Source organism: Tardiphaga sp. OK246, assembly GCF_900188215.1.
GTDB classification, from domain to species: Bacteria; Pseudomonadota; Alphaproteobacteria; order Rhizobiales; family Xanthobacteraceae; genus Tardiphaga; species Tardiphaga robiniae.
Genome location: NZ_FZOX01000012.1, coordinates 38281 through 62350, shown reverse-complemented (window position 1 = coordinate 62350; position 24070 = coordinate 38281). Strand labels below are relative to the sequence as shown.

Genomic DNA, 24070 nt, shown 5'->3' with positions numbered 1-24070 from the left:
TGGCGCTGCAGCCACTTCATTCGGGAATATCGACAATTGTCACTGTCTCCAAGCCTGAAAGTTGTCATCCTTTTAGCGACCAGAAATGGGGCGCGGTATCTGCCAGAGCAACTCGAATCTTATCGAGTTCAAAGCCACCAGAATTGGGAATTGCTAGTTTCTGACGATGGCTCAACAGACGAGACAGTCCAGATCATCGAAAAATTTGCTCAAAGCGTGCCCCAAAAAGTGGCGCTGTGCGAAGGACCCCGGAAAGGCTTCTGGCAGAACTTTATGTCGACCGTGCACTGCGACGAGATTGACGGCGATCTTTTCGCGTTTAGCGATCAGGACGACGTTTGGTTCGCCGAAAAGCTAGAGCGAGCCGTCATGTGGATCGCCGCGCAGCAGACCGATCAGCCGCTTCTTTATTTCTCGAGAACAGAAATAATCGATCAGCAAGGGAATCCTACGGGACTTTCGCCGCTCTTTGAGCGGCGCCCCTCCTTTCGCAACGCGCTTGTGCAGAATATCGGTGGCGGTAACACCATGGTCTTCAACCTGCGTGCCCGTGACGCGCTGCGGCAGGTTCCACAAGATGTTCAGATCGTATCGCACGATTGGTGGACCTATCAGGTCATCGCTGGCATCGGTGGAACGATACACTATGACCCGCTGCCGAGCCTTGGCTACCGGCAGCACGGCGAGAATATCGTAGGTTCCAATTCCGGAGCGCGCGCGCGTTTTTTTCGCATAGCTGCGCTCGCCAAGGGGCAACTTGCCAGTTGGAACGATATAAATATCAGCGCTCTCAATAACATACGTGGCCTGCTGACGCCTTCAAATGCTCAAGCGCTTGATTGGTTTGCGTCTTCGCGCAAAGCAATTTTGCCGGTTCGGCTGTATCGGCTCTGGCGGTCCGGCGTTTATCGGCAAAGCTTCCCTCAAAATCTGGGACTTCTGGTCGGTGCCATGATCTCGCGGCTGTAAAGGCAATTGATTCAACCCGAGTATTTTCGTCGTTTTACGCTCGCAGGCGAATTGCAATCCGGATCCCTGACCGGGGCGCGAGGCATTGTGGTGGCAGAATGCCTTTGCACCTCGACCGAAGAGAGGTTGCGAGATAGTGAGGACAAGGTTGCAAGAAATGGAAGGACCGAACGCTTTCAACTGGTTACAGGGTTGAAATGCGTGACCGGATCGCGTTTTTGTAGAAGCGGCGGAACAAGCGTGGTCAGTCAGAGGGATTGACGATATCCGAATGTAGGGCAGGCCCGTGAAAGCGTCAGTTATTATTCCTACCAAGAATGCGGGTCCCGGCTTTGCGGGGGTCTTGCAGGCCGTGCTGACCCAGCAATGCCCGTGGCCCTATGAAGTTATCGTAATCGATTCCGGATCGACCGACGGCACGTTGGATTTATGCCGCGAGTCTCATGTACGTCTTCTGCAGATCGAACCAGCGTCGTTCGGGCATGGACGAACCCGGAATTTGGCGATCGAGCATGCTTGCGGCGAATTCGTCGCGCTTCTGACGCATGATGCGCTGCCGGCGAGCCGACATTGGCTTGCCCGTCTTGTCGATGCCACCGATGCCGAGCCTGACATCGCCGGGACGTTTGGCAGGCACCTAGCATATCCTTCGGCCGACCCTTATACGCAACGCGACCTAGATTGGCATTTCGACAATTTCGCCGCCATGCCGAAAGTGGTGCGGCTGGACGATCGATCCCGGTACGAAGTCGATGTCGCCTATCGACAGATGTTGCACTTTTTCTCCGACAACAATGCATGCGTGCGACGAAACGTCTGGGAACGTTACCCATATCCGGATGTCTCGTTTGCCGAAGATCAAATCTGGGCGCAAACCGTCATCGAAGCGGGATATGCGAAGGCTTATGCGGACGATGCTGCAGTTTTCCACTCGCACCAATATTCCGTCCAGGAAATCGGACGCCGCTCATTCGACGAGTCCGCAGCCTTTGCACGGCTGTTCGGCTATAATCTTTGCCCAACGATCGCGACAGCGGTGCTCAGGACAGTTCACGCAACGGCACGTGATCTGATGTGGTCGATTCAGCGGAAAGAGGTCATTCCGCATCTCTATTGGATGGCGCGTTCCCCGTTCGCAAACTTCGCACGGCAACTTGGGCACTATTCCGGAGCGCATGAGCGCAACATTCCCGCCTCGGTTATTGATCGGGTATCGCTTGATGGGGCGCTCAAGAGCGGTAAATCGTTTCGGCGGACCAAATAATGTTGGCGCGCTATCTTTCCGCGTTAAGGCGCTATCGCCGCCAACTCTCTGCGAAAGAATTTCTCACATTCGTGGTGCGAAAAACCGGCAAGAAAATCATGAGCGTTTGGTCGTCACGTCGCCTTGACGTTGCAATCTCTCACGATTTCGTGGAGCCAAGACCTTACTACCCATCGAGTCTTGACGGACCTCTGCCCAACACCATTAACTGGGTCGTGCCGGATTTCAGCATCGGGTCTGGCGGTCACATCAATATCTTTCGTCTCGTTGGCCTGTGCGAACGGGCTGGCTACACATGCAGGATCATCATTGATGGACGCACCGAGCGCACATCAGTCGCAAGTACGCGAAAGCTGATCTGCAAGCACTTTTCATGCGTCGAAGCTGAAGTATTTTTGGGGATGCAGAATTCGCCGCCCGCGATGATTACTGTCGCAACCAGTTGGTCGACAGCCTATGCCGTCAGAGATTTTCAAGGCACTCACCTGCGAGCCTATTTCGTGCAAGACTATGAGCCATTTTTTTATCCCCATGGTAGCGATTATCTTCTCGCCGAGAACACCTACAATATGAACTTCTTCGGCATCACCGCCGGAGACTGGCTGGCAAACCTGCTTGCTTCTCAACACGGAATGGAAACGGTGAGCATGGGATTCTCCTATGACAGGAATCTCTATCGTCAGCTGCCAAGAATGGATAGCTCAGTTCGCCGCGTCTTCTTCTATGCGCGTCCAGCGACGCCGCGGCGCGGATTCGAGCTTGGTCTGCTCGCACTCCAACGTGTTTCCAAGGCGCTCCCGAATGTTGAGTTCGTACTCGCGGGTGGAGAAACCGACTCATACGACGTCAGGATTCCTCATCGCAACGTTGGGAATGTTCCGCTCGCAAAGCTTGCAGATGTCTACAGCCAATGCGACGTGGCATTGGTCATCTCCGCCACAAATCTCTCGCTGCTGCCTTTAGAGTTGATGGCGTGTGGTTGCGTCGTCGTAAGCAATCGGGGGGGCAACACCGAGTGGCTTCTTTCCGGGGACAACTCGATTTTGACGGACGCGACGCCATCCGCGCTAGCTGACGGCATCATCCAGGTGTTGGTGAACGATGAGCTGCGCGTCTCGCTTGCGGCGAAAGGGAAGCGTTTTTGCGAAAGCACCAGTTGGGACATAGAAGCCAGTAAGGTCATCGAGGCCTTCAACTTGCTGCAGCAGAGAAGCAGACTAGCTGGAGTTCAACCTCAATGAAGCGCTTTCTGGTGGTCGGTGGTGCGGGCTTCATCGGTTCGAGCTTGATTGAGCAGCTGGTTTGCCTTGGCCACGACGTGCGTGCTGTGGACCGGCCCGTGAAAAGTTCGCCACTGCCGGCTATGATACTCCGAAGTGTCGAATGGCTAGAAGGGGATTTTACTGATGTTGACTTCATCGCGCGAGCGGTCAAAGACCGAGATGTCGTGTTCCATCTAGCCAGCACGACATTGCCGAAATCCTCCAATGATGATCCGGTTTACGATATACGCACCAACATCGTGGGCACCGTGCAGCTTCTGGACGTCGCGACAAGGGCAGGTGTCGGCAAAGTCATTTTTCCGTCGTCCGGTGGCACTGTGTATGGCAATCCGATGGCGTTGCCGATCCGCGAAGCGCATCCGACAAACCCGATCTCGTCCTATGGGATCACCAAGCTCACTATCGAAAAGTATCTGGAGTTTTTTCGTCAGGAGCGAGGGCTTGACTACACGGCTTTGCGCCTGGCCAACCCGTACGGACACTACCACAATGCGGGTAGCGCTCAGGGGGCAGTCGGCGTCTTTCTCAGTCGGGCAATGGCTGGACAGCCGATTGAAATCTGGGGCGACGGCGAGGTGGTAAGAGATTACATCTATATTTCGGATGTGATTGACGCGATGATCGCGTCAATCACATATCAGGCCGGCGCTCGCGTATTCAATTTGGGCAGCGGGATGGGGAAGTCGCTGAATGAGGTAGTCGCCGCGGTTCAGCGCGCCACCGGCCGTACCGTCGCGGTCAACTTCCTTCCTAAGCGATCTGTCGACGTGCAGGCCAATATTCTCGACATCAGCCTGATCGGCGAGGAAATGAAGTGGAAGCCCACTGTGTCGTTCGATCAGGGGGTCGCGCTTCTCTTCGATCAATTTCAAAGATCACCTCATGTGTCCCGGTTCGAGTGAACTGATCCGCCATCAACTGAAACATATGACTTTCGAACATTGGTCAAGAATGACTTCTGCTTCTCGCTCCTGCGTTGTTGCGACCACCGGCACGATCCTAGTGTTAATGCTGCCAACCGTGCTCTGGATTTTCAACGATCTCACTGTTTGGCCATGGGATCAGGCGTGGTACGGTCAGGTAACCATGGCTCTGGCCAACTCCGTTCCGCATGGTGCCGATCGATGGATGCGCACCATGATTTCGGCCATGCCATCGAAGCCCCCGCTGCTTCCCTGGCTGGCCCAAGTGTCAGTTCCATTCTCTGATCTGGTGGGGTCACCTGAACGCGCATTTTTGCTTGTAAATGCATGTATCAGTGCGGCAACGCTGGCGGTCGTCTTCTCCACGGTCATGCGTCTGAGCGCTGGAGTTCTAGCGGCCATTGCAGCTGTCCTTGCTTGTGGTGGGGCCTCACTATTCATCGGGATGAGCCACGAATTCGTTGTCGAGCCTTTGCAGGCGTTGCTGATTGCCGTGCTAATGCGAATTTCGTTGGACGCCGACGTCGTGCCACTGCGTCGGCTGCTTGCTGGGCTGGTCATTGTTGTCGCGTTGGCCATGTTGGCCAAGACGACCAGCGCTGGGTTCATTTTGCCGTTCTTGTTCTACATTGTTCTGGTCAAGCTTGTTGTCGATCGGCCTCTCCCGCAACCGTTCACCTTCGCCGATCTCGTTCTGTTTGCCGCCGCCCTCGGCGCTGCAGGGGCCGCACTTCTCGTCTACGTGGCGAATTGGAACGAGATGGTGGGACATTTTCGCAATGCCACGTCCGCCGAGATCGCAATCCAGTACGGATCCATTGGCGCGTTTGGGCCGAAGATAAAGTTCTGGTTCGTCGCACTGCTTCAAGCGGTATCGCCATGGACTTTACCTCTTGGCGTGGCAATGATCGCTATCCCGGTCGCGCTTGTTGCCGCAGCCGCTCGCACGCTCGGCGTTCCGCCACGGCAGTGGTTGTTCAGCGCAGTGCAGTCGCGCACTTTGTTCGCATTCTGTCTATTCGGCACGCTGTCGGCAGGTTTGGTGAGCTATGCGAACCAGATCAATGAGGAAACTCGTTTCCTCAATCCGATGCTGCCGATTCTGAGTGTTTCTTTCAGCTTTACTTTGAAGCAGTTCGGGTCCCGATGGCTTTCGTTCGCGGCGATCGCGTTCTTTGCCGCTAACGCGATTGCGGGACATCTTCACGCCCTCGGATTGATCGACTTGGGTCCGACACGTTCTGTTTGGCTAAAATCCTATCGGATCGAGACGGCATCGGTTGATCGGCTATCGAAGGCCGTGGCACTCACGTGCGATCATTCCCGGCCTCCGCGATACAATATCGTCGGCGTCGAGTTGCCCGACTTCAACGCCAATTCGGCTGCGTTCTATGGCGAGAAATTGCGACCGCGCGGTCCGTATGAATGTTATTATACTTCGCTCGGATATGCAGAAAAGAATGTCGATACCGCGATTAAGCGTATCGCCGATCTGAATGCTCAATATTTCATTACGCTGCCGCATGCGTTGATCCCCAGCGTTGAAACCAACTTTCTCAACATCGTTGACCGTCCAGCCGCGGACTGGGTATCCAGCAGCGACCAGTTCCAGCGCGTCACGGAAAGCGGCGATCAGGTCGTCGTTTATCGTCGGGGGCCATGATGGCCGTGCCGAAGGGGGCCAGCCGTGTTGTTACGTGCAGACTCGTTAACAGGTCAGTATGCGGCGCGAACGGAAGTGTATTTAAATCGCCGAGCGAATTTGCTTCCAAACTCGACGTTGGACGACGTGGAAATGGCGTTGGAGTTTTCAATGATACCGCATGACCGGCTGTCCCGAATTCTGGATGATATCGTTCGGAGTTTATCGCGTCAGGCGATCGAGATTGAAACTGTGCTGGTGCTTGGCGGGGGGGATTCCGCTTCGGTTTCATCGCAATTATGGAGGAAGGAGACACAGGAGACGGCTCCATGGAGGATGGAGGCAAGCGCGCTGGAGGTGAAGACACGTCTCGATGCGCCATTAATTGGTCAAAGCGATGATACTCGCTCGGATTGCGTGCTTCTTCACATTGAGCTCTGCACTAAAGAGTTCATCGGCGGACTTCGCTCTCTGTCCGCAAACCATTTTGCCGTTCACGCCAACCAGGACGGCTTGTCGGATCGCGCAATCCAGAAACTGGTAAAGCTCGCATTCGATGTGGGTTTTATTGCTCTTGCAGGTGACTGGGCCCAATACAAGACCGTCGTATTTCTGCGATCTGAACGGATTGTGGACCTAAGCGGAATTGGTGGACCTGAATTTGGGCGGGTCAGTATGTCGACCCTCGGTCGGAACGGTCGATTCGCCAATCAGCTATTCCAGCACATCTACATCCGCTTCTATGCGCTCAGACACAGTCTGGTTGCTTCCCATCCGAACTGGATCGGCGAGGTGATGTACGGGTTGCCCAGCCCGCCCGCCATCACGGAGGCGAAACTACCCGAACTCCGCTTTTATGCATTCGACAACGATGATCTCTATCTTTGGCGCATGCAGGAGGCAGTCTACGACGTCGACTTGTGGGGGTACTTTCAGGAGACGCCGGAGTGCTGGCAACCGCATCGCGCGCTTCTCAGACGCATGCATTCGCTCGCCGAGCTGTATCGGGCCCCGGTCAGGCAGGCAATCGAAAGGATGACCGACGATGGCCGCCGGCCACTTGTCGCGTTACATGTGCGACGCGGGGACTATCTGCAGCTCCATCAAGAGGGACTGCCTTGGTATCGCTTAGTGCCTGAGGAGTGGTATGCCGCCTGGCTGGATCGGCTTTTGCCATCGCTACGGGATCCGGTCGTCTTCATTGCGACGGACGACGTGGATCTGATCTCCGCTAAATTTGCCCAGTATCATCCCGTATATGCCCGTGATCTCGATCTGCCCGATACGCTACAGACGTTTATGTTCGACTTCGAAGTCCTTCGGCAGGCAGGCTATCTCGCCATTTGCAACAGCAGTTTTTCACGCTTTGCCGCGATCCTCGCAGAGGATTCGCAGCGCTGCGTCGCTCCCGAGTTGAGAGTGGGGGCATTCGTTCCATACCAGCCTTGGACCGATCAGCAGTTTTGGTCGCGGTTCGAAGAGGGGGAGAAGGCTAGTCCGTCATTCGGTTATGGCCGCCAAAGCGCGGCCGCGCGCGGCATCATGCTGCGCCAGGAACGCGGCAAGTCCAACGCTGCGCTTGAAGATTATGAAAGAATTCGACTGTCGTTGGTCGAAGCTTACGAGGCCGGGCAGGCGCGGGCGAGCAAGGCGGAAGAACGAGCACGACAGGAGGCAGATCGCGCCGCTGCTGCGGAACAACGGGCATTTTTCCCCGAGCGAATGAATTTGCGCTCCATCGTGAGAGGATCGCTAAGAGCGATGGCAAGAGTTGTATTTCTGACTCTAGCCGCGCTGATGCGAAAGGTGAGCGCATGGATGGCACCGCGTTTTCCGGGCTTGTCCGGGCGTCTTGGAGGCGGCGTGCGCCTCCTCGAGCAGCGGCGCTATCGTGAATTTCTGGGCGGGTCGAAGCGCGGATTGAAATGGTTGGTTCGCAGGGTAGCCGGTCGAATCGGTGCCGGTCTCGGTGGACGCGTGCCTACGTACCGTGCGTGTTTCTCCGAAGCTGTCCCCCGTCAGAGAATTCTGTCGCCAAAGATTCGCCTCTTGCATGGATATGGTTGCGAAAATACGAAAGCAGCATTGAGCCGGCAATCCATTGTTCTCGATTTCGCGTCGGGCTATGGTGCGGTGGACGCAGTCGAGGTACTGTTCGCGTCGGAAGCTGATTTTGTCTGTATTGTCGCCGACGGTGCCGTGCTCGACACGACAGCCCTGGAAGTTGCTGTCGCGCTGTCGATCAGTGCTTCGATCCGGCCTGGCATCGTGTGCTTGTCCGCTCACGAGTCCGGAGCGTCTGCTGCCGTAGCCGGTTCGCGCGCCATCGGTGCGGTCGTTCTGCCATCCGACCTGCTCAATGCCGTGTTACCGAACATCGCGCATCCGCCAAGGCCGGGTAACCTTCTGAAGGATTTGCCGGCTGTGCACCGCGAACTCGCGAAGAGAAATGGCGAGGTGATCCTGCCTGGCCTTGTAGATTTGCTTGGCGGTCGGCAACCGCTGTTCGTCGTGCACGATTTCTCGCGCGAAGTACCTCGAGAACACCTGCTGACGCGCGCGGGAAGCGCCGACGCTGCCCGAGATCTTGCTCAGACGTTGGCGAGCATTCGACGTAGGCCTGAGCTGCAGGCGCGAGCCAAGCTGCTCGTAGTAGTTCCGTGGTTGCCGAGGGGGGGCTCAGAAGTATTGCTGCTCGACATCCTCACAAGCCTCGCTTCGGCTTGGTCGATTCACCTTGTGACCACGTTGGCGGACGAGCATGTGATGAGCAACGCATTTCTTGAGGTCGTGGCGGATGTCTACCATCTCGGGAACGTGTTCGATTCAATCAGAATAAAGGCATTCGTTTCCGGCCTGATCGCCGCCTTGCAGCCGGCTGTAGTTCTCTCGAGCAATTCCTCACTGCATTACGATCTCTTGCCCGAGTTGAAGGCGATGAACCCGCTGATTCATTTCATCGACGTGATACATAACGATCTGCCCGAAGGACACATCGCTTCCGCGCAGATGGCGTCGAGCGCACTGACCAAGCATATTGCGATCAGCCGCAGGGTGGCTCAATCATTAACGGCGCGTGGGGTCCCCGCCGATCGAATTGCTCTGATTGAGAATGGCGTTGATACGTCGTTGTTCAAGCCGGAAGGAAGTATATCATCTGCATGCGTCGAACCGAAGGCTGCTGCTAAAAGGCTAAAGCTTCTGTTTATCGGCCGCTTCAGTCCGGAAAAGCGACCGATGGCGTTTCTCGATGTCGTAGCCCATCTGAGCAGTCATCATCCGGTAGAGGCCAAGATGGTGGGCCACGGACCGCAAGGCGATCTCGTCAGGCAGCGCATCAAAGATGCCGGCCTCAGCGTGACATTGCTGGACGAGTATCCACGAAGTAATCTGGCGGACCTTTACAGGACGGCGGACATTCTTGTGCTTACATCGACTGTCGAGGGAATGCCGTTGGTCGCGCTGGAAGCTCTGGCTGCCGGATGTCCGGTCGCGGCCACAGATGTTGGAGATTTACGTCGCATTATCGTTCCTGGCTCGAATGGCTTCCTGGTACCCGTAGAGCAACCCGAACTGATAGGGAACGTCCTCGCCGACTTTGTGGGACAGGCGGAGGGGGGGCTATGGTCGCTTCGTGAGAAAGCGCGGGCCTCGGTGATCGAGGCAGGGATGGATTACGATACGATGATTGGCAAATATTCCAGTCTCTTCTCAAGCTTGCTGGTGCGCCAATGAATCGGCCTGTATCTCTTGAACGGCTCGATGTTTCCTTCGTTGTCAATATTCATGCCGGACATCGCTACCTTTGGCGTACGATGCAATCGCTTGAGGCCGCGGCAATCTACGCTCGATCGGAAAGGCTGCGCATTGAGCTGCTTTTCGTCTTGGACAGATCGCCTTTGCCTACAAAAAGTTGGATCCGCGCCTACCGGACGGACTTGTTCGACCGAGTTCGGATTGAGGAGGTCGATAATGGATCGCTCGGGCTTTCCCGTCAGGCTGGACTGCTGCTGGCTGGCGCCGAATATATTCAGTTCTGCGACGAGGACGATCTGATCTCATCAAATGTGACATTGGTGAGTTATCGCGTAGCGCAAGCTGCCGGTCCGCGCAGCCTCGTCATTCCCGAGTTTCTCTTCGCATTCGGTGCGCAGGCCTATCTGGCTCACTATGCGTCGTCTGATCACGTGCCTAAACTCTCCATCATCGCTCAGCATCCATTTGTCTCCAGATTGTTCGTCCACCATTCCATCGTAGAGACTCTCGCATATGACGATGTTCCGCTTGGAAGTGGCTATGCCTACGAAGACTGGCATTTTAACTCGATCGCTCTCGCACGCGGATTCACGTTCGAGATTGCACCGGCCACCGTCATCTATTACCGGCAGAGAGCTAAAAGCCTCTTACAAAATATGAATGCAAGTTCGGTCGGGCTGCCGCCTCCAAGTCCTCTGTACGAACCGATGACGTTCATCGTCACTTGCAGGGATGATTTTCATCGGCTGCAGCTCGGAGAACTGCCAGCTTTTGATCCGAAGGCGATGCTCGACCGTTTTGTCGCAGACGCGGATATTCTCGATGCAACGCTCGCTGCTCACGAGATCGATGCAGCCATTGTTGTTGACACGCTGAAGGAGGCTCCACTCCTATCCAATCTTGTCGGGGATTTTACGCTGGGGCAGGCTTACTTCAAAGCCTGCAAACAAATTCTTGCCGAAAAGTTCGACGTGGTCATCTTGTGCGAGACGCCGGATGCCTATGCTCGTTCGGGAACCCTCGATGCGACATTCACGCGTGGCAGCGGAGCAGGGTCCATGCTTGTGCTTCTGGACGGCGGGCCGCACGATCGGTCGAGCCTGTATTACCTGCCACCATGCGCTGTTGCTATCGATCTCCGGTCTCTGGAGCCCGGTCTGTCAGACATGCAAGTTGACATCGTCGCTCTGCGACTAATCGAGGCTGCCGCACCGCAGGCTGATATTCATCTGTCGGCGTCAAGGTTTGGCTCTCGATTCGTTCGCAAATTCGCGGCGCTGCTCGCAGACGTGGATTTCATATTTCACTGTTCGCCGACCGACGGAGACGGCCGGTCTGAAATCATGCGCGGCCATGAGTTCAACTTCATTTCCGAGTTTGGAGACGACATCGACTGGATCGTCTGCGCCGACGCTGCGGCAATCAAGACGTATAGAAGCCGACTGGATTGGTTGAATGCCAAACTGATCCGGAAGGAGGATTTATCGCAACGCGCTCGCAGATTGACAGCACTAGGCCCGCCAACGACGAAATGATCAATTCGTGGAGTGTGTACTGGTCGGTACGCCAAACGCCATTAAGCGGCAGCGTGGCCGTCTCTAGATGTCAGCGTGTCCTTTTCGATGACGATGAGCATACGGAAACCCAGCCAACGGCCGAGGGCTCTCTCCAGGCATTTTTCGAAGGAAAGGCCGGCCTTGGCTCCGTTGATGGAGATCAACGACCACTTCTTGAAACCGCCGCTGAGTGGGTAGACGAAGAAGGAAAACCAATGCGTATTCGCAATACGCAGGCTGGGAAATAATTGAGCCATTTGCTTGCGAAAACGACCAGCGAGCAGGGTCGGAATAGCTTGGTTGGAGTCGTAGGCATTGCGCTTAGGGTCTGGCGTCCCATTCACCAAAGGGGTTGCGCTCATATCAACGGGCTCGTGATGAATGAACTTGTAGAAAAGCCAACTTCCCCATGTGATGGCAGGTTCGACGAGAACAATGCGCCCCCCGGGACGCAGGGTGCGCTGCGCTTCGGCAAGAAAAAGAGCCGGAAATTCAAGATGATGCAAAACATCAAGCATCACGATATTGTCGAACGATTGGTCGCAGAACGGCAGCTTCTGCGCATCGGCAACAACATCGAGCCAATCGGCATACTGGATGTCCGACGAGATCACGTCGCGAAAGGCCTCTTTGAGATTACCCGCACCGCCCCCGATTTCGAGCGTTGTGCCAACCCTGCATGACGCAACGATGCGTTCGAAAATATCTCCGTACACCAGCCTGAGTACAGGCTTGTCCATCCACGTCGCGCGATAACCTTTTAAAGCCGTCTTCAAGACGATTAAAGTCCCGTTGAAAGAGTGAGAGGTCAATGGTCGGATGCTCGAACGAGTATCACGGATGAGGGCGTGGTGATAGGATAAATCGATCAACGACGTATCGGATACTCCGTGGCGGTCGGTCTGAGGACTGAGCAGATCAAGTCCGCCAGCTATACTCTCGATCGTCATTTTTCGCGGCTGACAAGACGGTCAATGGCTCCTCTCGGGGGCATCGGCCTGTGCATTTCACAGCCATTGAGACAGCGCATCGGGCGGGCTATGAGCTAGGATGGCAAAGGCTGGCTGAAAGTGATAGTGAACTCTTCTCCACAACGAAACGTGACTGAATCGGGCCGCGGACAGCTGATTCGTGCGAGCCTAATGCTTGCGAGAACGCTGCGTCGACTTGTACGCGCAGTCGCGCGTCCGCTGCTGCGCGCACTGGGATGGCGCGGCGCACAACTTAGGGGCGTGAATGGGCAGGGCGAGCGAATCATCGCGGAGATACGCGAGATACATGCGCGTTACGTCAAACTCGCCAGCGATGCGGTTCGGTTGATCGCGGCGCGACGTCCATCGCGGCGCGGCGCACCGATCTCGCGGGGGGTTTGCATCGTTCGCACGCAGGGGCGCCGGATCGATCTCATGGCTGAGGCAATCGCCTCGGTGGAAGTGCAGAGCGTTCCGATGCAAGTTCTGCTAGTGACGCACGGTAACAACGAAGCATTTTCCCGGGTAAAGGCTTGGCAGCAATCGAGTGGATCGTCGGCCATTTGTCTTCATGCGGGAGTCGCGGGCCGTCGTCGGGGTTACCCAGCAAATGTCGGACTGGATTATATCTCCCAGCATGCCCAGGAGTTTGATTTTCTGTGCTTCCTGGATGACGATGACATCCTCTATCCGTACTTCGCGAGCCGTATGGCTGAGGTCCTGGATCTTTGCGATGCGGATCTTGTCTATGCCCAGGCCAATCAGCGTGACGCTTGGCAAGCTCCGAAGCAAGGGGGGAATCTCCTGCCTCCAATGTGCTTGCTCGGCGGAAACTTCATCGTGATGAACTCCTTTGCCTTGCGGGTTGAAGCTTGGGTTGAGTCCCAGGTGTTTTTCTCGGAGGAGATGGAGTATTTGGAGGATTGGCATTTCCTGTTGAAGCTGCTCGATCGCGGTGTCGTCTTCGAGCCTCTATTTGAAACGCTTAGCGAATATAGATTGCTCGGCGACGGAAATGCGTCAGTCAAGAAATTGCCGCTGCTTTATTCGGCCGGTATCCACCGTATTGAGGCGGCATGTTTTGAACTGCTGAGCAGCAGCGATGCATCAAACTTTTACGCCGACGTCAGTCATTTTGATTTTTCGTCCCGAGAGCCGTTGACCTCCGGCGAGGTGGCGGTCATCGAAGGTGCTCGGAAGAAGTTCGAGATGGCTCGTCGGACGTTGAAGCCAGCGGCGTTGCCGCCCGAGGGGGCATAGCGATGACGTCACCGTTGAGGTCGCTCGACATTTCCGTATTGATGCCGGTCTATATCCGGGAGCCGACCCGCAAGATAATTGATCTCCTCGATCGTGCCGTCGAGTCTGTTGCCGAACAGAAATATCCCGGGGAAGCGGAAATTCTCATCGTTGATGATGGAAGTTCGACTCCCGTTCAAGAGCTTTTAGCGGGCCATGAGCGTCGCATTCCGTTGCGCTTCGTTCGCTACGTGCGGAACAACGGTCTGGTGTACGCCCTCAATGCCGGGTTGAACGCCGCCAGATACGGTTTGATTGCGCGGATGGATGCAGACGATTGCTGGGCTGCTCACAAGATAGAACAGCAGATCGATCGCCTGGTCGCGGATCCCGACCTCACTGTCGTGGGGACAGGTATGAGGCGCGTATTCGAGGACGGTTCGCCGACCGAGGATCACATCCGTCCGGATGGGTGGTCTCCTCTCCTAAAATTCTTTGTGGACTGCGGATGCCCATTTCCGCATGCCAGCATATTGGCCAGAAGCGATATATATCGTCTCCTCGGTGGATATTCGCATTCAGAGCGCGTCTCGCATTGCGAGGACTATGCGCTCTGGGGGATCTGGCTTCGTTTTTTTAAGCCGGCAATGATAGAGCTTCCGCTTCACATCTATACCGTATCGGCCGACTCTGTTTCATCGCGGCATCTGGCCCAGCAGCAAAAGGCGACCGGACGGATCAACTCCGCATTCGCATCGCTGCGCGTAGTCGATACCGTGCCGGATGAAATGTCGAGTCTGGCGGACATTCTCGGCATCTCCCTCCTTCAAGCCGGCGTTTTATGCTATCGGCTCTGGCATCTTAAGATCGCAACCTGCTTGCCGGAAGCCGCTCTCGCCCCGCTGCAGAAGATGCTGACCGATCGCGATGTCGCGTCATCACCTTCGGGAGGAATCGTTGCCGTTTCCCGGATCCTCGGCGCCTTCGGATCAGTTGAAGATAGGGGAGGCGTTCCGATACAGGTGAGACCACGCCTGACATAGCGTAGACGTAGGCACGCACAGCAACCACCGAGTTGCGCCCTCCAATAATCGATCTGCAGGTCAGGCGACTCTCTTGAGATACCCATTTGGAGCCACTGTAATCAGCAGTTTCTGCTCCATCTGCAGATCGACCTCGAACTCGGGATGCCGCTTGAGGTAGTCCCAGACAGCGGTTTTCGGATTGTCGCCTTTATCCCAGGGACGATCGGGAAATGAGCCCGGCGGCATGTCTTCGATCAGCGTATCGAAGACAATGCAGTAACTGCCGATCGTCGTCAGCGGTGCATAGGCTTCCAACTCGGCGAGCACATGCTCATGGGTGTGATTGGAGTCGAGGGATACCAAAATGCGTTCGGCAGTCGTTGCAACTTCACGAACTTTCGCGACGATGTCGGGATCAATCGAAGAGCCCTGAATCATATCGATTCTGTTGGCCATCGGGTGGCATTCGATGGCCGCTCTGTTGTGCTGCCGTATATCGATGTCCACTCCTAACACGCGTCGTTTTGGCTTGTTGGGATCGAGTAACTCGCTGGATTGCTGCGCATCGCAGTAATCGAGCAGAGCAAGCATCGACGCATTCATGACCAGTGAGCCGCCATGCGCGATACCGGTCTCGATGATGAGGTCCGGCCGAACCTGCCAGATCAGCTCCTGCATGGCGACCATATCCTGCGGATATTGGATGATAGGCCGGCCTAGTGCGGAAAAGTGATAAGAGTAACGAGCGGCGTTCGCCATCCGAATCCAATCGGTGGTGGCTTCGTGCAACCGGGTATCACCGCCTTGCGCAGCGATTTCTCTCGCGCACTCGTCCTGAAAATCTTCCCGTCTTGTCAAGTGTCCCTCTTCTCGATTTCTATTCGCACCTCGAAGACATCATCGCCATCGGAAAACCAGCAGGCGGGATGAGGTCTGAAGGTGCGTGCACGAAGTAAATTTAGTAATTCACGTCCCGTATAACTCCGGTCAAGATTGATGTGACTAGCCTGTTCGAGCTCGGATGCCTGATGATAGCTTCCGCTGCCAATGGGTTGTGGGAACCCACTGAGTTTAAGTGTACGCAAGTCTGGATAGCAATCCTTGACTAGAACGACGGTTTCTTGCTGTGCTTTTGAATAAAGCGAGGCCCCGTTGTCTTCCCATCCGTATTCTATCTGACGTTGTGAGACGATTTCCCCTGTATCTACTCCTTCATCGACCTTGTGAAGCGTGACGCCAAACGGAACCTGCTCCACTAAAGCCCAGAAGTTATAATGTTTCCCACGATTGTATGGTAGGAAACTGGGGTGTGTGTTCACGAATCCGGCAATCGGTAAGGCCAGAAGATCGCGTCTCAGTAGTTTTGGCCACCAAGCGAGAAAGCCCAGATCGAATTGTTGATGTTCTTGATCGGCATATTCAATTAAATCGCTTTCCGATGTGAAGACCGCGCAGGGTATGTTGTGTTGGGTGGATGCTTCGAAAATCGCGTTCTTGGAAGTGGTGACGACTAGTGCAAGATCGGCAGCCCAGTTAGATGCGAGCCATTCAAAAATGGAAAGACCGACCGTTCCGTCGGCCATCAATAGCAGTCGCATCAGTTTTTCCTTCGAAGATAGAAGCAAATCGTCTGCAGCGATTTAGCCAACAACGGAGCGCTCGATGACTTCGCTGATCCGTTGAATGTCGCTCGTTTGAAGGTCATGGTAGCTCGGCAGATTGACCGCCCGTTCATGAAGGTCGTGAGCGATGGCGTTGCCCGTCTGGCTGTCAAAGAACGGCAATGTTGATAGCGGCCAGAAGAACACCCGGCCATCGATTTCGCTATTTTTGAACTCTGCAAGCAGGGCTGCGCGATCGAATTGTACCGATTTATCGACCACGATTGTTGGCATCCAATAGCCATTGCGCCTGCCGTCTGGTTCCGGGTTCATGGTCAATGGCAGATGCGATAGCCGCGATTTGTATTCGAGGAATACCCGCCGTTTTTCGGCGATCAGCTCGTCGATGCGCTCCATCTGCGCGACGCCGATGGCTGCCTGAATGTTCGACATCTTGTACTTGAAGCCAATCATGTCGGGCCAAAACTGGCGTGTCTGCGTTCGCGAGCGGCCATGATTAGAGAGCGTTGTGACCTTCTCGTAGAGCGCGTCGTCATCGGTGACGAACATGCCGCCTTCACCGGTGGTAATGGTCTTGGTGCCATGAAACGAGAAAGTCCCGAACAGTCCCATCGAACCTGCGCGCCGGCCATGCCAAACTGATCCTATCGCTTCCGCCGCATCCTCTATAATGGGGATTCCGTGGCGTCGGCCGATGTCGCGCAATGCGTCCATGTCGCAGAGATTGCCGTAAATATGCACTGCCAGTATCGCTTTGGTTTTCGCAGTAATCGCGGCCTCGACCCGTTTTGGATCAAGGCACCAACTGTCGGCACATATATCGACAAGGACCGGGGTCGCGCCGAGATACTTTACCGGCGCAACCGACGCGATCCAATTGATGTCGGCGCAAATGACCTCGTCGCCCGGCCCGATATCGAGCGCGGCCAATCCCATATGCAGCGCACCCGTACAGCTTGACGTCGCGATCGCATGCTTGACGCCCAGATGCGCAGCAAATGCCCTTTCGAAGCGACCGATATATTCGTAGCAACGTTCGCCCCAGCCGTTGGCGGCAGCGTCCGTGGCGTAGCGTACTTCGAGATCGGTGATCGACGGTTTGGTATAGTGAATACGGCTCATCAGACCCGGCTCAGGTGTTCTTGGAACGATGGAAGGTTCTGGTCTCGACCGCTGACCTCTCGGTGCTCCACGGCTGGCCAATCTACGGCAATGTCTGGATCATTCCAGCGAATACCACGGGACGCCGAGGGGTGGAACGGGACCGTCATCTCGTAGAAGACTTCCGTGTCGGGAGCCGTTGTCTGAAATCCATGCGCAAAACCCTTGGGAATGTAAAGCTGCTGACGGTTGTCCGCTGTCAGATCGCTGGCGAACCAGCGCCCGAAAGTTGGCGAGTTTTTTCGGAGATCGACGATGGCATCAAAAATGGCCCCCCTGGTGACACGCACCAGCTTCTCTTCCTCATGTGGAGAAGCCTGAAAATGCAGTCCTCGCAAGGTGCCAGAGCGCGGGCTCCAGGAGACGCTTTGCTCCACAAATGTCGCATTGAGGCCAAAGCACGCGAACTGCTCTTGACACACTGTCCGCGCAAAGAAGCCTCGCGAATCTGACAGCGGCTCGATCTCGATTAGCCAAGCTCCAGCAAGCGGTGTTGGATGGAAGATCACGAGATGACACGCAGGGTGGGAATTGGGACCACGAACTGGCCGCCCCACGTCCGGATATCGGCCATGTCCGCCATGACCTCGTCCTGGATATTCCAAGGGAGAATGAGCAGGTAATCTGGACGACTAAGACCGACCTCTGCGGGCGATCGTACGGGGATGCGGGAGCCGGGCAGAAGGCGGCCTTGCTTGGCCGGATTTTTGTCCACCACAAAATCGATCATGTCGGATCGAATCCCGCAATAGTTGAGCAGTGTGTTGCCCTTTGCCGCCGCGCCATATCCGGCAATGCTTTTGCCGCGTTCTTTGGCGTCAATCAGAAATGTAAGTAGCTGTCGTTTGGTGGCGGTCACGCCTTTCGCAAAGGACGCGAAACGCTGTGGCGTGTCGAGCCCGGCAGTTTGCTCCGCGTTCAATATTCTCTGGACCGTCGGAGTTTGCAAATAGGACGCTGCGGTATGACAAAGATAGACTCTCAGGCTGCCGCCGTGGGTCGATAGCTGCTCAATGTCGAACACACGTAATCCGTGGCGGGCAAAAATCGGCGTTAAGGCGATCATCGACAGATAGCTGTAATGCTCATGATAGATAGTGTCGAACTGGTTCTCTGCGATCAGGTTTAACAGATGCGGGAATTCGAGAGTTACGATGCCATTTGGCTTCAGCACGATCGGCATGCCGGCAACGAAATCGTTGATGTCCGGAACATGTGCCAGCACGTTGTTGCCCAGCAAAAGATCGACCGTCCACCCGGAATCCGCGATGACACGCGCCGTTTCTCGGCCAAAGAACATCTCTCTGGTTTCGACACCCTTGAGGCGTGCTGCCGCTGCAGTGCTGCGCGTCGGTTCGATTCCCAGAGCCGGAATACCGGCTTTGACGAAATACTGCAGCAGATATCCATCATTGCTGGCGACTTCGACGACTTTGCTAGATGACGTCAATTTCAATCGCGCTGTGACCGCTTCGACATAGCGGTGGGCGTGATCGAGCCAACTAGCAGAAAACGACGAGAAATAGAGATAATCGTCGTGGAAGTGGGCATCGGAGGATGGGCCGCTCTCAAGTTGTACCAGCCAGCAGTTTTCGCAAGCGCATGCCTTGAGCGGAAAATACATTTCACCGGCACCAGTATCTTCCGGCTTGATGAACGCGTTGGAAATTGGTGACAGCCCAAGGTTGCAGACGGTCTGCGTCAGGGGCGCTCCGCAGGACCGGCAGTGAGCAATCACGAGAGATACTCCTGCAGTTGCCGGCGCGTGACAGCTGGCGCGACAGACCTGTCGGTCGCAACTTCCCGATACCAAGTTGCGGTGGCCGCCAACGCGGTGTCGAGCGACCATCGGCTCGTCCAATCAAGTTCGCGATGAGCCTTCGCGGAATCGAGATAGAGAAAGCCGGCTTCGTGCGGAGCGTCACCGTTGGCTTCTGTGCTCCAGTCAAGTCCCGGCCATAGTTTTTTCAATCGCTCGAGAAGCGTGGCGACGCCGATGTTGTCGGTGGGCGGGGGGCCGAAATTGAAGGCGGAGTCGGCGCCTTCGGAGCGAGCCAGCAGCGCTCCAGCCAGCGTGAGATATCCGCTGAGGCAGTCCAGAACGTGTTGCCAGGGACGCGTTGCGTATGGGTTGCGGATGATGAGCTTGGTCCCGGAGGCTATGGCGCGCGCAGCGTCGGCCAACAGCCTGTCCTCCGACCAGTCACCGCCACCGATGACATTGCCGCCGCGCGCGCTGGCCAGGCGCGGGCCGCTGCCGGCAAAAAAGCTTTTGCGATAGCTATGCACGACGAGCTCCGCGGCAGCCTTGCTAGCGCTGTAAGGGTCATGACCGCCGAGCGCGTCGATTTCGCGGTAGCCCCATGTCCAGCCCTGGTTGTCGTAGACTTTGTCCGTTGTCACGACCACGATCGCTGCCACGCTGTCAGAATGGCGCAAGGCATCCAGCAAATTGACTGTGCCGAGGACGTTGGTGCTCCATGTCGTGGTGCATTGAACGTAACTGCGGCGAACCACGGCCTGTGCCGCCAAGTGAATTACGACCTCAGGTCGTGATCGCGCAACCGCATCGGCCAGCCGCTCGCTGTCACGGATATCGCCAAGATAATGGGCGGACAGCTGGCTTTCTACTTTGGACAGCGTGAAGAGATTTGGCGATTCCGCGGGCGGCAATGCGTAGCCGGTAACATTGCAGCCCAGCGCGTTCAGCCAATGCACAAGCCAGCTTCCTTTGAAACCCGTATGGCCGGTCAAGAAAACGCGGCGTCCGGCGAGCCTCCCGATATGAGGGTTGAGCGTCGTCATGGCCAAACGCGCCAGGGCGCCTTTTTTTCCTGCCATAGATGCTCAAGCGTCACTTTATCGCGCAGTGTATCCATAGGCTGCCAGAAGCCGCTGTGCATGTAGGCCCGGAATTCGCGGGCGGTGGCCAAGGCGTCCAGTGGCGCGCCTTCCCAGCTTGAGTTGTCGCCATCAATAAAGTCGATAACCTGGGGTGATAGAACAAAATAGCCGCCATTGATCCAGCCGCCATCACCTAACGGTTTTTCGATGAAGCCGTTGACTACGTCTCCGGCGAGGTCCAGTGCACCGTAACGACCTGGCGGTTGGACTGCAGTCACCGTGGCTAGCTTCCCATGCGCTCGATGGAAAGCGACTAGGGCACCGATGTCCACGTCGGACAGGCCGTCGCCGTAGGTAAAGCAGAAATCGCGCTCGCCTTGAAGGAAATCCGCAACGCGACGAAGGCGACCGCCGGTCATCGTCGTTTCGCCTGTGTCCACCAATGTAACGCGCCAAGGTTCGGCGAACTTCTGATGGACCTCCATCGTGTTGTTTTTCATGTCAAACGTCACGTCTGACATATGAAGAAAGTAATTCGCAAAGTATTCCTTGATCAAATAGCCCTTGTAACCGCAGCAAATCACAAAGTCATTTATGCCATGAGCACCGAATAGCTTCATGATATGCCACAGAATAGGTTTTCCGCCGATTTCAACAAGCGGTTTGGGCTTAACAGTCGTTTCCTCGGAGATTCGAGTTCCAAGGCCTCCCGCCAGGATCACAGCTTTCATAAACGCATCCGACACCTAATGTTCGCGCTCAGTTAGCATATCAGGGCGGGTCGGGCCAACATAACCCGTCGCCAGGTGGGAGACGATTCTGCCGATCACCGTCTGTGAAAGATTGCAGTGGAATAAGCTAATATTCCTATTTAATGCCCCGGCCCTTGGTGTGCCGACCGTTACTTCGTTTGCTGCTTGTTAGGGAGTTTTGGCACCGGCGGTCCCGCTGCGACATTCAATTGGAGCTGCACGCACGCTGTCGCATAAGCGCAAGGTCGACACGCCGTTCGGTGCGTACCGTGCGCCGGGAAGGGCGGGCGAGGCCAGCCATCAGAACCTACTTATTCAGGTCCGTAGAATTTTCTCAACCGTCGCCCGTTCACCGGACCCGCCGCATCAATGAGCGCAGCGGTTCGGTAAGTTTCCAGGACCGCGAATTTTCAATGAGTTGCAATTTGGCGAGAAGCTGTTCGTTGGACTGCCGAACACCACCCAGATCACTCTCAAGCTGCGCAATCTTATCGGTGACGTCAAAGAAATTTTCGCCGGGGCTTGCATCACGCCGGAGCTCAAACAGCGTTGCGGCGTCACATTGGTCCATCTCGTCTGCCAAGATCTCCATGTTCCCCCTGATATAAACCGAGCGTACCACCCTGAAGCCTGCCTTAGTCAACCAATGCTCGAACAATTGCTTGCTCATGAAATTGCGCCAGCCTGGATGATCTCGATAGGACTTCGTCGGCTGCTTGTAGTTGTTACTGTAGTGACAAAAACCCTGCGCGCCGGGCTTCATCACCCGTCGAAACTCACCGACGTAGTTATGGACCACGTCGCAGTCGAAATGGACCATTGCATCGTAGGAGAACAGAAATGTTATGCTTGCGCTTGGAATGTCGCGCAAATCTATCCCGTTATTCTGGACGAGTTTAACGCGGGGATCGGACCGGAAACGGTCCTTCATGAACTCTACATTCGTTTCGTTGATGTCGACCGCGACGACATCGTTCGATCGTTCGATCAAACGGGCCGTGTTCCTGCCGTGGCCGGCCGCCAGATCCAGACACTTGGTGAAATCGGCGCCGTCAATCATGTTTGAGACAAACATGTCCCATTGCGACTGGGCTGAGGCTTCAGCTACGTCGTAATACTCACCATTCGTCCAGTCATCCCCAACTTGTTTTGCCGCGGCAGCAAGATCAATCATGCCATGTCTCCGCTATGCGATGGCCGTTCAACTCGCTCTATTTCACAGCATCGCGTCGAGCTTAGCAAGACCGGCCGAAACAAGTCGATTGACGATCGGCGAGTCTATCCAACGGAAGAGCGCGGTTAGGAATATGACACACCCGACCTTCTCGATGAAGCTCCGCCCCAATGGTAGGATCATCAAGATATAGATCGCGACGCAGGCGCCAAAGGATCGCCAGAAGGCGTCGCTAAACTGAGTAAACGCGAACGCATACATCATCGACACGATGATCCCGCGAGCGCTGATAAATCGTGTGCCGATGGCTGCTATCATCTCATCTAGTTCAGCCTCATCTTGCGGAGTTAGGCGGGGCAGAGCCGATGTCTCGGCTCCGCCGCCAACTTGAACAGAGATGTTGTTAGACATTGCATTGTCCGCCCTAGCTTCAACGATGAAACGAATGCGACACAAGTCCGTGACACGATGATGAAAGCAGAGTAGCAACGATGTAGACTATTGTATAATCCTTGAGCTGCATTGATAATTTATGCAACTTATTTGTTTGCGCGAGTATAGCGGTCGATCGGCGTTTCTCCGTAAATGTGGAACCGCCTGCCGGAGAATCAGCCTAGGTTCTGCCACATGCCGCTGCGCAGGCGGTTTTGCCAAAACCCAACGCAGCGCTGACCGCAGCGCCGATCGCGGCGAAGGTTGGCCGCAAATGCGGAACTTTGTCCGCACTGCTTGCATCGGTGGTGGACAAAGCCAGTGACGGACAGCTATTTCGATGGGCTATGCGCGACTGGGTGTCTGTGCCTTTTCACTCCCGATCTGTGAAAGGACGGGCTGGAGCATCGGCTGTGAATTTGGGGAAATCGAATGACCATTCTCGTGACCGGCGGAGCCGGCTACATCGGAAGCCACATGGTGCACGCATTGCGCGATGCCGGTGAGCGTGTCGTGGTCGTCGATAACTTGATCACGGGTTTCAAAAATGCTGTGCCGGAGGGGGTCGCGTTAGCCATTGGGAATATCGGTGACGAGATATTCATCGAGCGCCTGGTTGCGGAGCAGAACGTCGAAGCCATCGTGCATTTCGCGGCATCCTCCGTCGTGCCGGAATCCATTCGCGACCCGCTGATGTATTACAAAAATAATACATCAGCCTCGCGGAGCCTCATTGAGGGCGCGATCAAGGGAGGTGTGAAAAAGTTCATTTTCTCATCGACAGCAGCTGTCTACGGTAATCCCGAGCAGTCGATCCCCCTGTCTGAGGATGCGCCCAAGAAGCCTATCTCTCCCTATGGTACCTCCAAACTGATGACCGAAATGCTGCTCGCCGATGTCGGGCAGGCATATGAGTTCAAATACGCGGCCTTGCGCTACTTTAACGTCGCGGGGGCGGATCCGTCGGGGCGCGTCGGGCAATCAACCCGCAATGCAACGCATCTGATCAAGAGCGCGGTGCAGGCGGCGCTCGGATATCGAAGCAGAATTGAAGTCTACGGGACGGACTACGCGACTGCTGACGGGACTTGTGTGCGCGACTACATCCATGTCAGCGACCTGGTCGATGCTCACGCTTCGGTGCTGAAATATCTGCGCGATGGCGGCGAGAATCTCACGATCAATTGCGGCTATGGGCGCGGCTATTCTGTTCTTGAAGTCATAGACTCCGTGAAGCGCGTTTCAGGACGCAATTTTGAGGTCGCCTTCGCTGACAGGCGACCAGGCGATCCGGAATCGATCGTGGCCGATGTTCGTAAGGCCCATTCGATGATCACCTGGAAGCCGAGTTACGACAATCTCGACACGATCGTCGAGCATGCGTTGGCGTGGGAGATACGGATGGCGACCTCGCACTTCTGTTGATTTGTAATGATCGGTATTAGAAGTGCCGGAGG

General features: G+C 55.6%; 19 protein-coding genes and 1 pseudogene. 10 read left to right on the top strand and 10 right to left on the bottom strand.

Features of this window, described 5'->3' with window-relative positions:
* Window positions 1-36: 36 nt before the first annotated feature.
* The 7 genes and pseudogenes from CHC01_RS30855 to CHC01_RS30825 all read left to right on the top strand — a co-directional run bounded on the left by CHC01_RS30855 (window position 37) and on the right by CHC01_RS30825 (window position 11372).
* Window positions 37-969 carry a glycosyltransferase family 2 protein gene (locus CHC01_RS30855; RefSeq protein ID WP_244558585.1) on the top strand — a complete coding sequence of 311 codons (933 nt, stop codon included), beginning with the start codon at window positions 37-39 and terminating at the stop codon, window positions 967-969.
* Between the two features lie 286 nt (window positions 970-1255).
* Window positions 1256-1630: pseudogene (locus CHC01_RS33545) on the top strand (glycosyltransferase family A protein); the annotation flags it as partial.
* 602 nt (window positions 1631-2232) lie between these two features.
* Complete coding sequence (locus tag CHC01_RS30845) at window positions 2233-3474, top strand: glycosyltransferase family 4 protein (RefSeq protein WP_089268155.1); 1242 nt, start codon at window positions 2233-2235, stop codon at window positions 3472-3474.
* Window positions 3471-4418, top strand: a complete 948-nt coding sequence (locus CHC01_RS30840; RefSeq protein ID WP_089268154.1) for an NAD-dependent epimerase/dehydratase family protein — start codon at window positions 3471-3473, stop codon at window positions 4416-4418. Before CHC01_RS30845 ends, CHC01_RS30840 begins: the two co-directional genes overlap by 4 nt.
* 49 nt (window positions 4419-4467) lie before the next feature.
* Complete coding sequence (locus tag CHC01_RS30835; protein WP_176454764.1) at window positions 4468-6102, top strand: ArnT family glycosyltransferase; 1635 nt, start codon at window positions 4468-4470, stop codon at window positions 6100-6102.
* A gap of 150 nt (window positions 6103-6252) precedes the next feature.
* Complete coding sequence (locus tag CHC01_RS30830) at window positions 6253-9816, top strand: glycosyltransferase (RefSeq protein WP_176454763.1); 3564 nt, start codon at window positions 6253-6255, stop codon at window positions 9814-9816.
* Window positions 9813-11372 carry a glycosyltransferase family A protein gene (locus CHC01_RS30825; RefSeq protein ID WP_141137213.1) on the top strand — a complete coding sequence of 520 codons (1560 nt, stop codon included), beginning with the start codon at window positions 9813-9815 and terminating at the stop codon, window positions 11370-11372. Before CHC01_RS30830 ends, CHC01_RS30825 begins: the two co-directional genes overlap by 4 nt.
* A 41-nt stretch (window positions 11373-11413) precedes the next feature.
* Here CHC01_RS30825 and CHC01_RS30820 read toward each other — a convergent pair whose 3' ends face one another.
* On the bottom strand, window positions 11414-12343 hold the full coding sequence (locus CHC01_RS30820) for a class I SAM-dependent methyltransferase (protein ID WP_244558584.1): 930 nt from the start codon (window positions 12341-12343) through the stop codon (window positions 11414-11416).
* Between the two features lie 126 nt (window positions 12344-12469).
* Here CHC01_RS30820 and CHC01_RS30815 point away from each other — a divergent pair, with 126 nt between their 5' ends.
* Together CHC01_RS30815 and CHC01_RS30810 are read left to right on the top strand one after the other, a co-directional pair.
* Window positions 12470-13624 carry a hypothetical protein gene (locus tag CHC01_RS30815; RefSeq protein ID WP_141137212.1) on the top strand — a complete coding sequence of 385 codons (1155 nt, stop codon included), beginning with the start codon at window positions 12470-12472 and terminating at the stop codon, window positions 13622-13624.
* 2 nt (window positions 13625-13626) lie between these two features.
* Window positions 13627-14646 (top strand): glycosyltransferase, encoded by a 1020-nt coding sequence (locus CHC01_RS30810; protein ID WP_089268149.1) that lies wholly within the window; start codon window positions 13627-13629, stop codon window positions 14644-14646.
* Between the two features lie 60 nt (window positions 14647-14706).
* On the opposite strand, the gene CHC01_RS30805 is transcribed toward CHC01_RS30810, so the two are convergent.
* From CHC01_RS30805 to CHC01_RS30765, 9 genes are all read right to left on the bottom strand, one after another.
* The gene (locus CHC01_RS30805; RefSeq protein WP_502695693.1) at window positions 14707-15486 is read right to left on the bottom strand and encodes a cephalosporin hydroxylase family protein; all 780 of its coding nucleotides are present in this window, start codon (window positions 15484-15486) and stop codon (window positions 14707-14709) included.
* On the bottom strand, window positions 15483-16226 hold the full coding sequence (locus CHC01_RS30800) for a formyltransferase family protein (RefSeq protein ID WP_089268148.1): 744 nt from the start codon (window positions 16224-16226) through the stop codon (window positions 15483-15485). Before CHC01_RS30800 ends, CHC01_RS30805 begins: the two co-directional genes overlap by 4 nt.
* Before the next feature lie 42 nt (window positions 16227-16268).
* Window positions 16269-17375: a DegT/DnrJ/EryC1/StrS family aminotransferase gene (locus CHC01_RS30795; protein ID WP_210421728.1), complete on the bottom strand. Its 1107-nt coding sequence runs from the start codon at window positions 17373-17375 to the stop codon at window positions 16269-16271.
* Window positions 17372-17920, bottom strand: a complete 549-nt coding sequence (gene rfbC / locus CHC01_RS30790) for a dTDP-4-dehydrorhamnose 3,5-epimerase (protein ID WP_089268146.1) — start codon at window positions 17918-17920, stop codon at window positions 17372-17374. The genes CHC01_RS30795 and rfbC overlap by 4 nt, the downstream gene beginning before the upstream one ends.
* Window positions 17917-19149 carry a class I SAM-dependent methyltransferase gene (locus CHC01_RS30785; protein ID WP_089268145.1) on the bottom strand — a complete coding sequence of 411 codons (1233 nt, stop codon included), beginning with the start codon at window positions 19147-19149 and terminating at the stop codon, window positions 17917-17919. Before CHC01_RS30785 ends, rfbC begins: the two co-directional genes overlap by 4 nt.
* A complete protein-coding gene (gene rfbG, locus CHC01_RS30780; RefSeq protein WP_244558583.1) occupies window positions 19146-20252 on the bottom strand; it encodes a CDP-glucose 4,6-dehydratase in 1107 nt (368 codons plus the stop codon). The genes CHC01_RS30785 and rfbG overlap by 4 nt, the downstream gene beginning before the upstream one ends.
* Window positions 20213-20986 carry a glucose-1-phosphate cytidylyltransferase gene (rfbF, locus tag CHC01_RS30775; RefSeq protein ID WP_089268143.1) on the bottom strand — a complete coding sequence of 258 codons (774 nt, stop codon included), beginning with the start codon at window positions 20984-20986 and terminating at the stop codon, window positions 20213-20215. The genes rfbG and rfbF overlap by 40 nt, the downstream gene beginning before the upstream one ends.
* A 370-nt stretch (window positions 20987-21356) precedes the next feature.
* On the bottom strand, window positions 21357-22181 hold the full coding sequence (locus CHC01_RS30770; RefSeq protein ID WP_089268142.1) for a class I SAM-dependent methyltransferase: 825 nt from the start codon (window positions 22179-22181) through the stop codon (window positions 21357-21359).
* 42 nt (window positions 22182-22223) lie between these two features.
* Entirely contained in the window at window positions 22224-22592 is a 369-nt protein-coding gene (locus CHC01_RS30765; RefSeq protein ID WP_089268141.1) for a hypothetical protein, read from the bottom strand.
* Window positions 22593-23045: 453 nt separating this feature from the next.
* Here CHC01_RS30765 and galE point away from each other — a divergent pair, with 453 nt between their 5' ends.
* Window positions 23046-24038 (top strand): UDP-glucose 4-epimerase GalE, encoded by a 993-nt coding sequence (gene galE / locus CHC01_RS30760; protein ID WP_089268140.1) that lies wholly within the window; start codon window positions 23046-23048, stop codon window positions 24036-24038.
* The last annotated feature ends 32 nt before the right edge of the window (window positions 24039-24070 follow it).

Excerpts from the sequence above, each read along its gene's own strand:
- CHC01_RS30845 (WP_089268155.1), top strand. The coding sequence starts at position 2,233 with ATGTTGGCGCGCTATCTTTCCGCGTTAAGGCGCTATCGCCGCCAACTC.
- CHC01_RS30840 (WP_089268154.1), top strand. The coding sequence starts at position 3,471 with ATGAAGCGCTTTCTGGTGGTCGGTGGTGCGGGCTTCATCGGTTCGAGC.
- CHC01_RS30835 (WP_176454764.1), top strand. The coding sequence starts at position 4,468 with ATGACTTCTGCTTCTCGCTCCTGCGTTGTTGCGACCACCGGCACGATC.
- CHC01_RS30830 (WP_176454763.1), top strand. The coding sequence starts at position 6,253 with ATGATACCGCATGACCGGCTGTCCCGAATTCTGGATGATATCGTTCGG.
- CHC01_RS30825 (WP_141137213.1), top strand. The coding sequence starts at position 9,813 with ATGAATCGGCCTGTATCTCTTGAACGGCTCGATGTTTCCTTCGTTGTC.
- CHC01_RS30820 (WP_244558584.1), bottom strand. The coding sequence starts at position 12,343 with ATGACGATCGAGAGTATAGCTGGCGGACTTGATCTGCTCAGTCCTCAG.
- CHC01_RS30810 (WP_089268149.1), top strand. The coding sequence starts at position 13,627 with ATGACGTCACCGTTGAGGTCGCTCGACATTTCCGTATTGATGCCGGTC.
- CHC01_RS30800 (WP_089268148.1), bottom strand. The coding sequence starts at position 16,226 with ATGCGACTGCTATTGATGGCCGACGGAACGGTCGGTCTTTCCATTTTT.
- rfbG (WP_244558583.1), bottom strand. The coding sequence starts at position 20,252 with ATGGCAGGAAAAAAAGGCGCCCTGGCGCGTTTGGCCATGACGACGCTC.
- rfbF (WP_089268143.1), bottom strand. The coding sequence starts at position 20,986 with ATGAAAGCTGTGATCCTGGCGGGAGGCCTTGGAACTCGAATCTCCGAG.
- CHC01_RS30770 (WP_089268142.1), bottom strand. The coding sequence starts at position 22,181 with ATGATTGATCTTGCTGCCGCGGCAAAACAAGTTGGGGATGACTGGACG.
- CHC01_RS30765 (WP_089268141.1), bottom strand. The coding sequence starts at position 22,592 with ATGTCTAACAACATCTCTGTTCAAGTTGGCGGCGGAGCCGAGACATCG.
- galE (WP_089268140.1), top strand. The coding sequence starts at position 23,046 with ATGACCATTCTCGTGACCGGCGGAGCCGGCTACATCGGAAGCCACATG.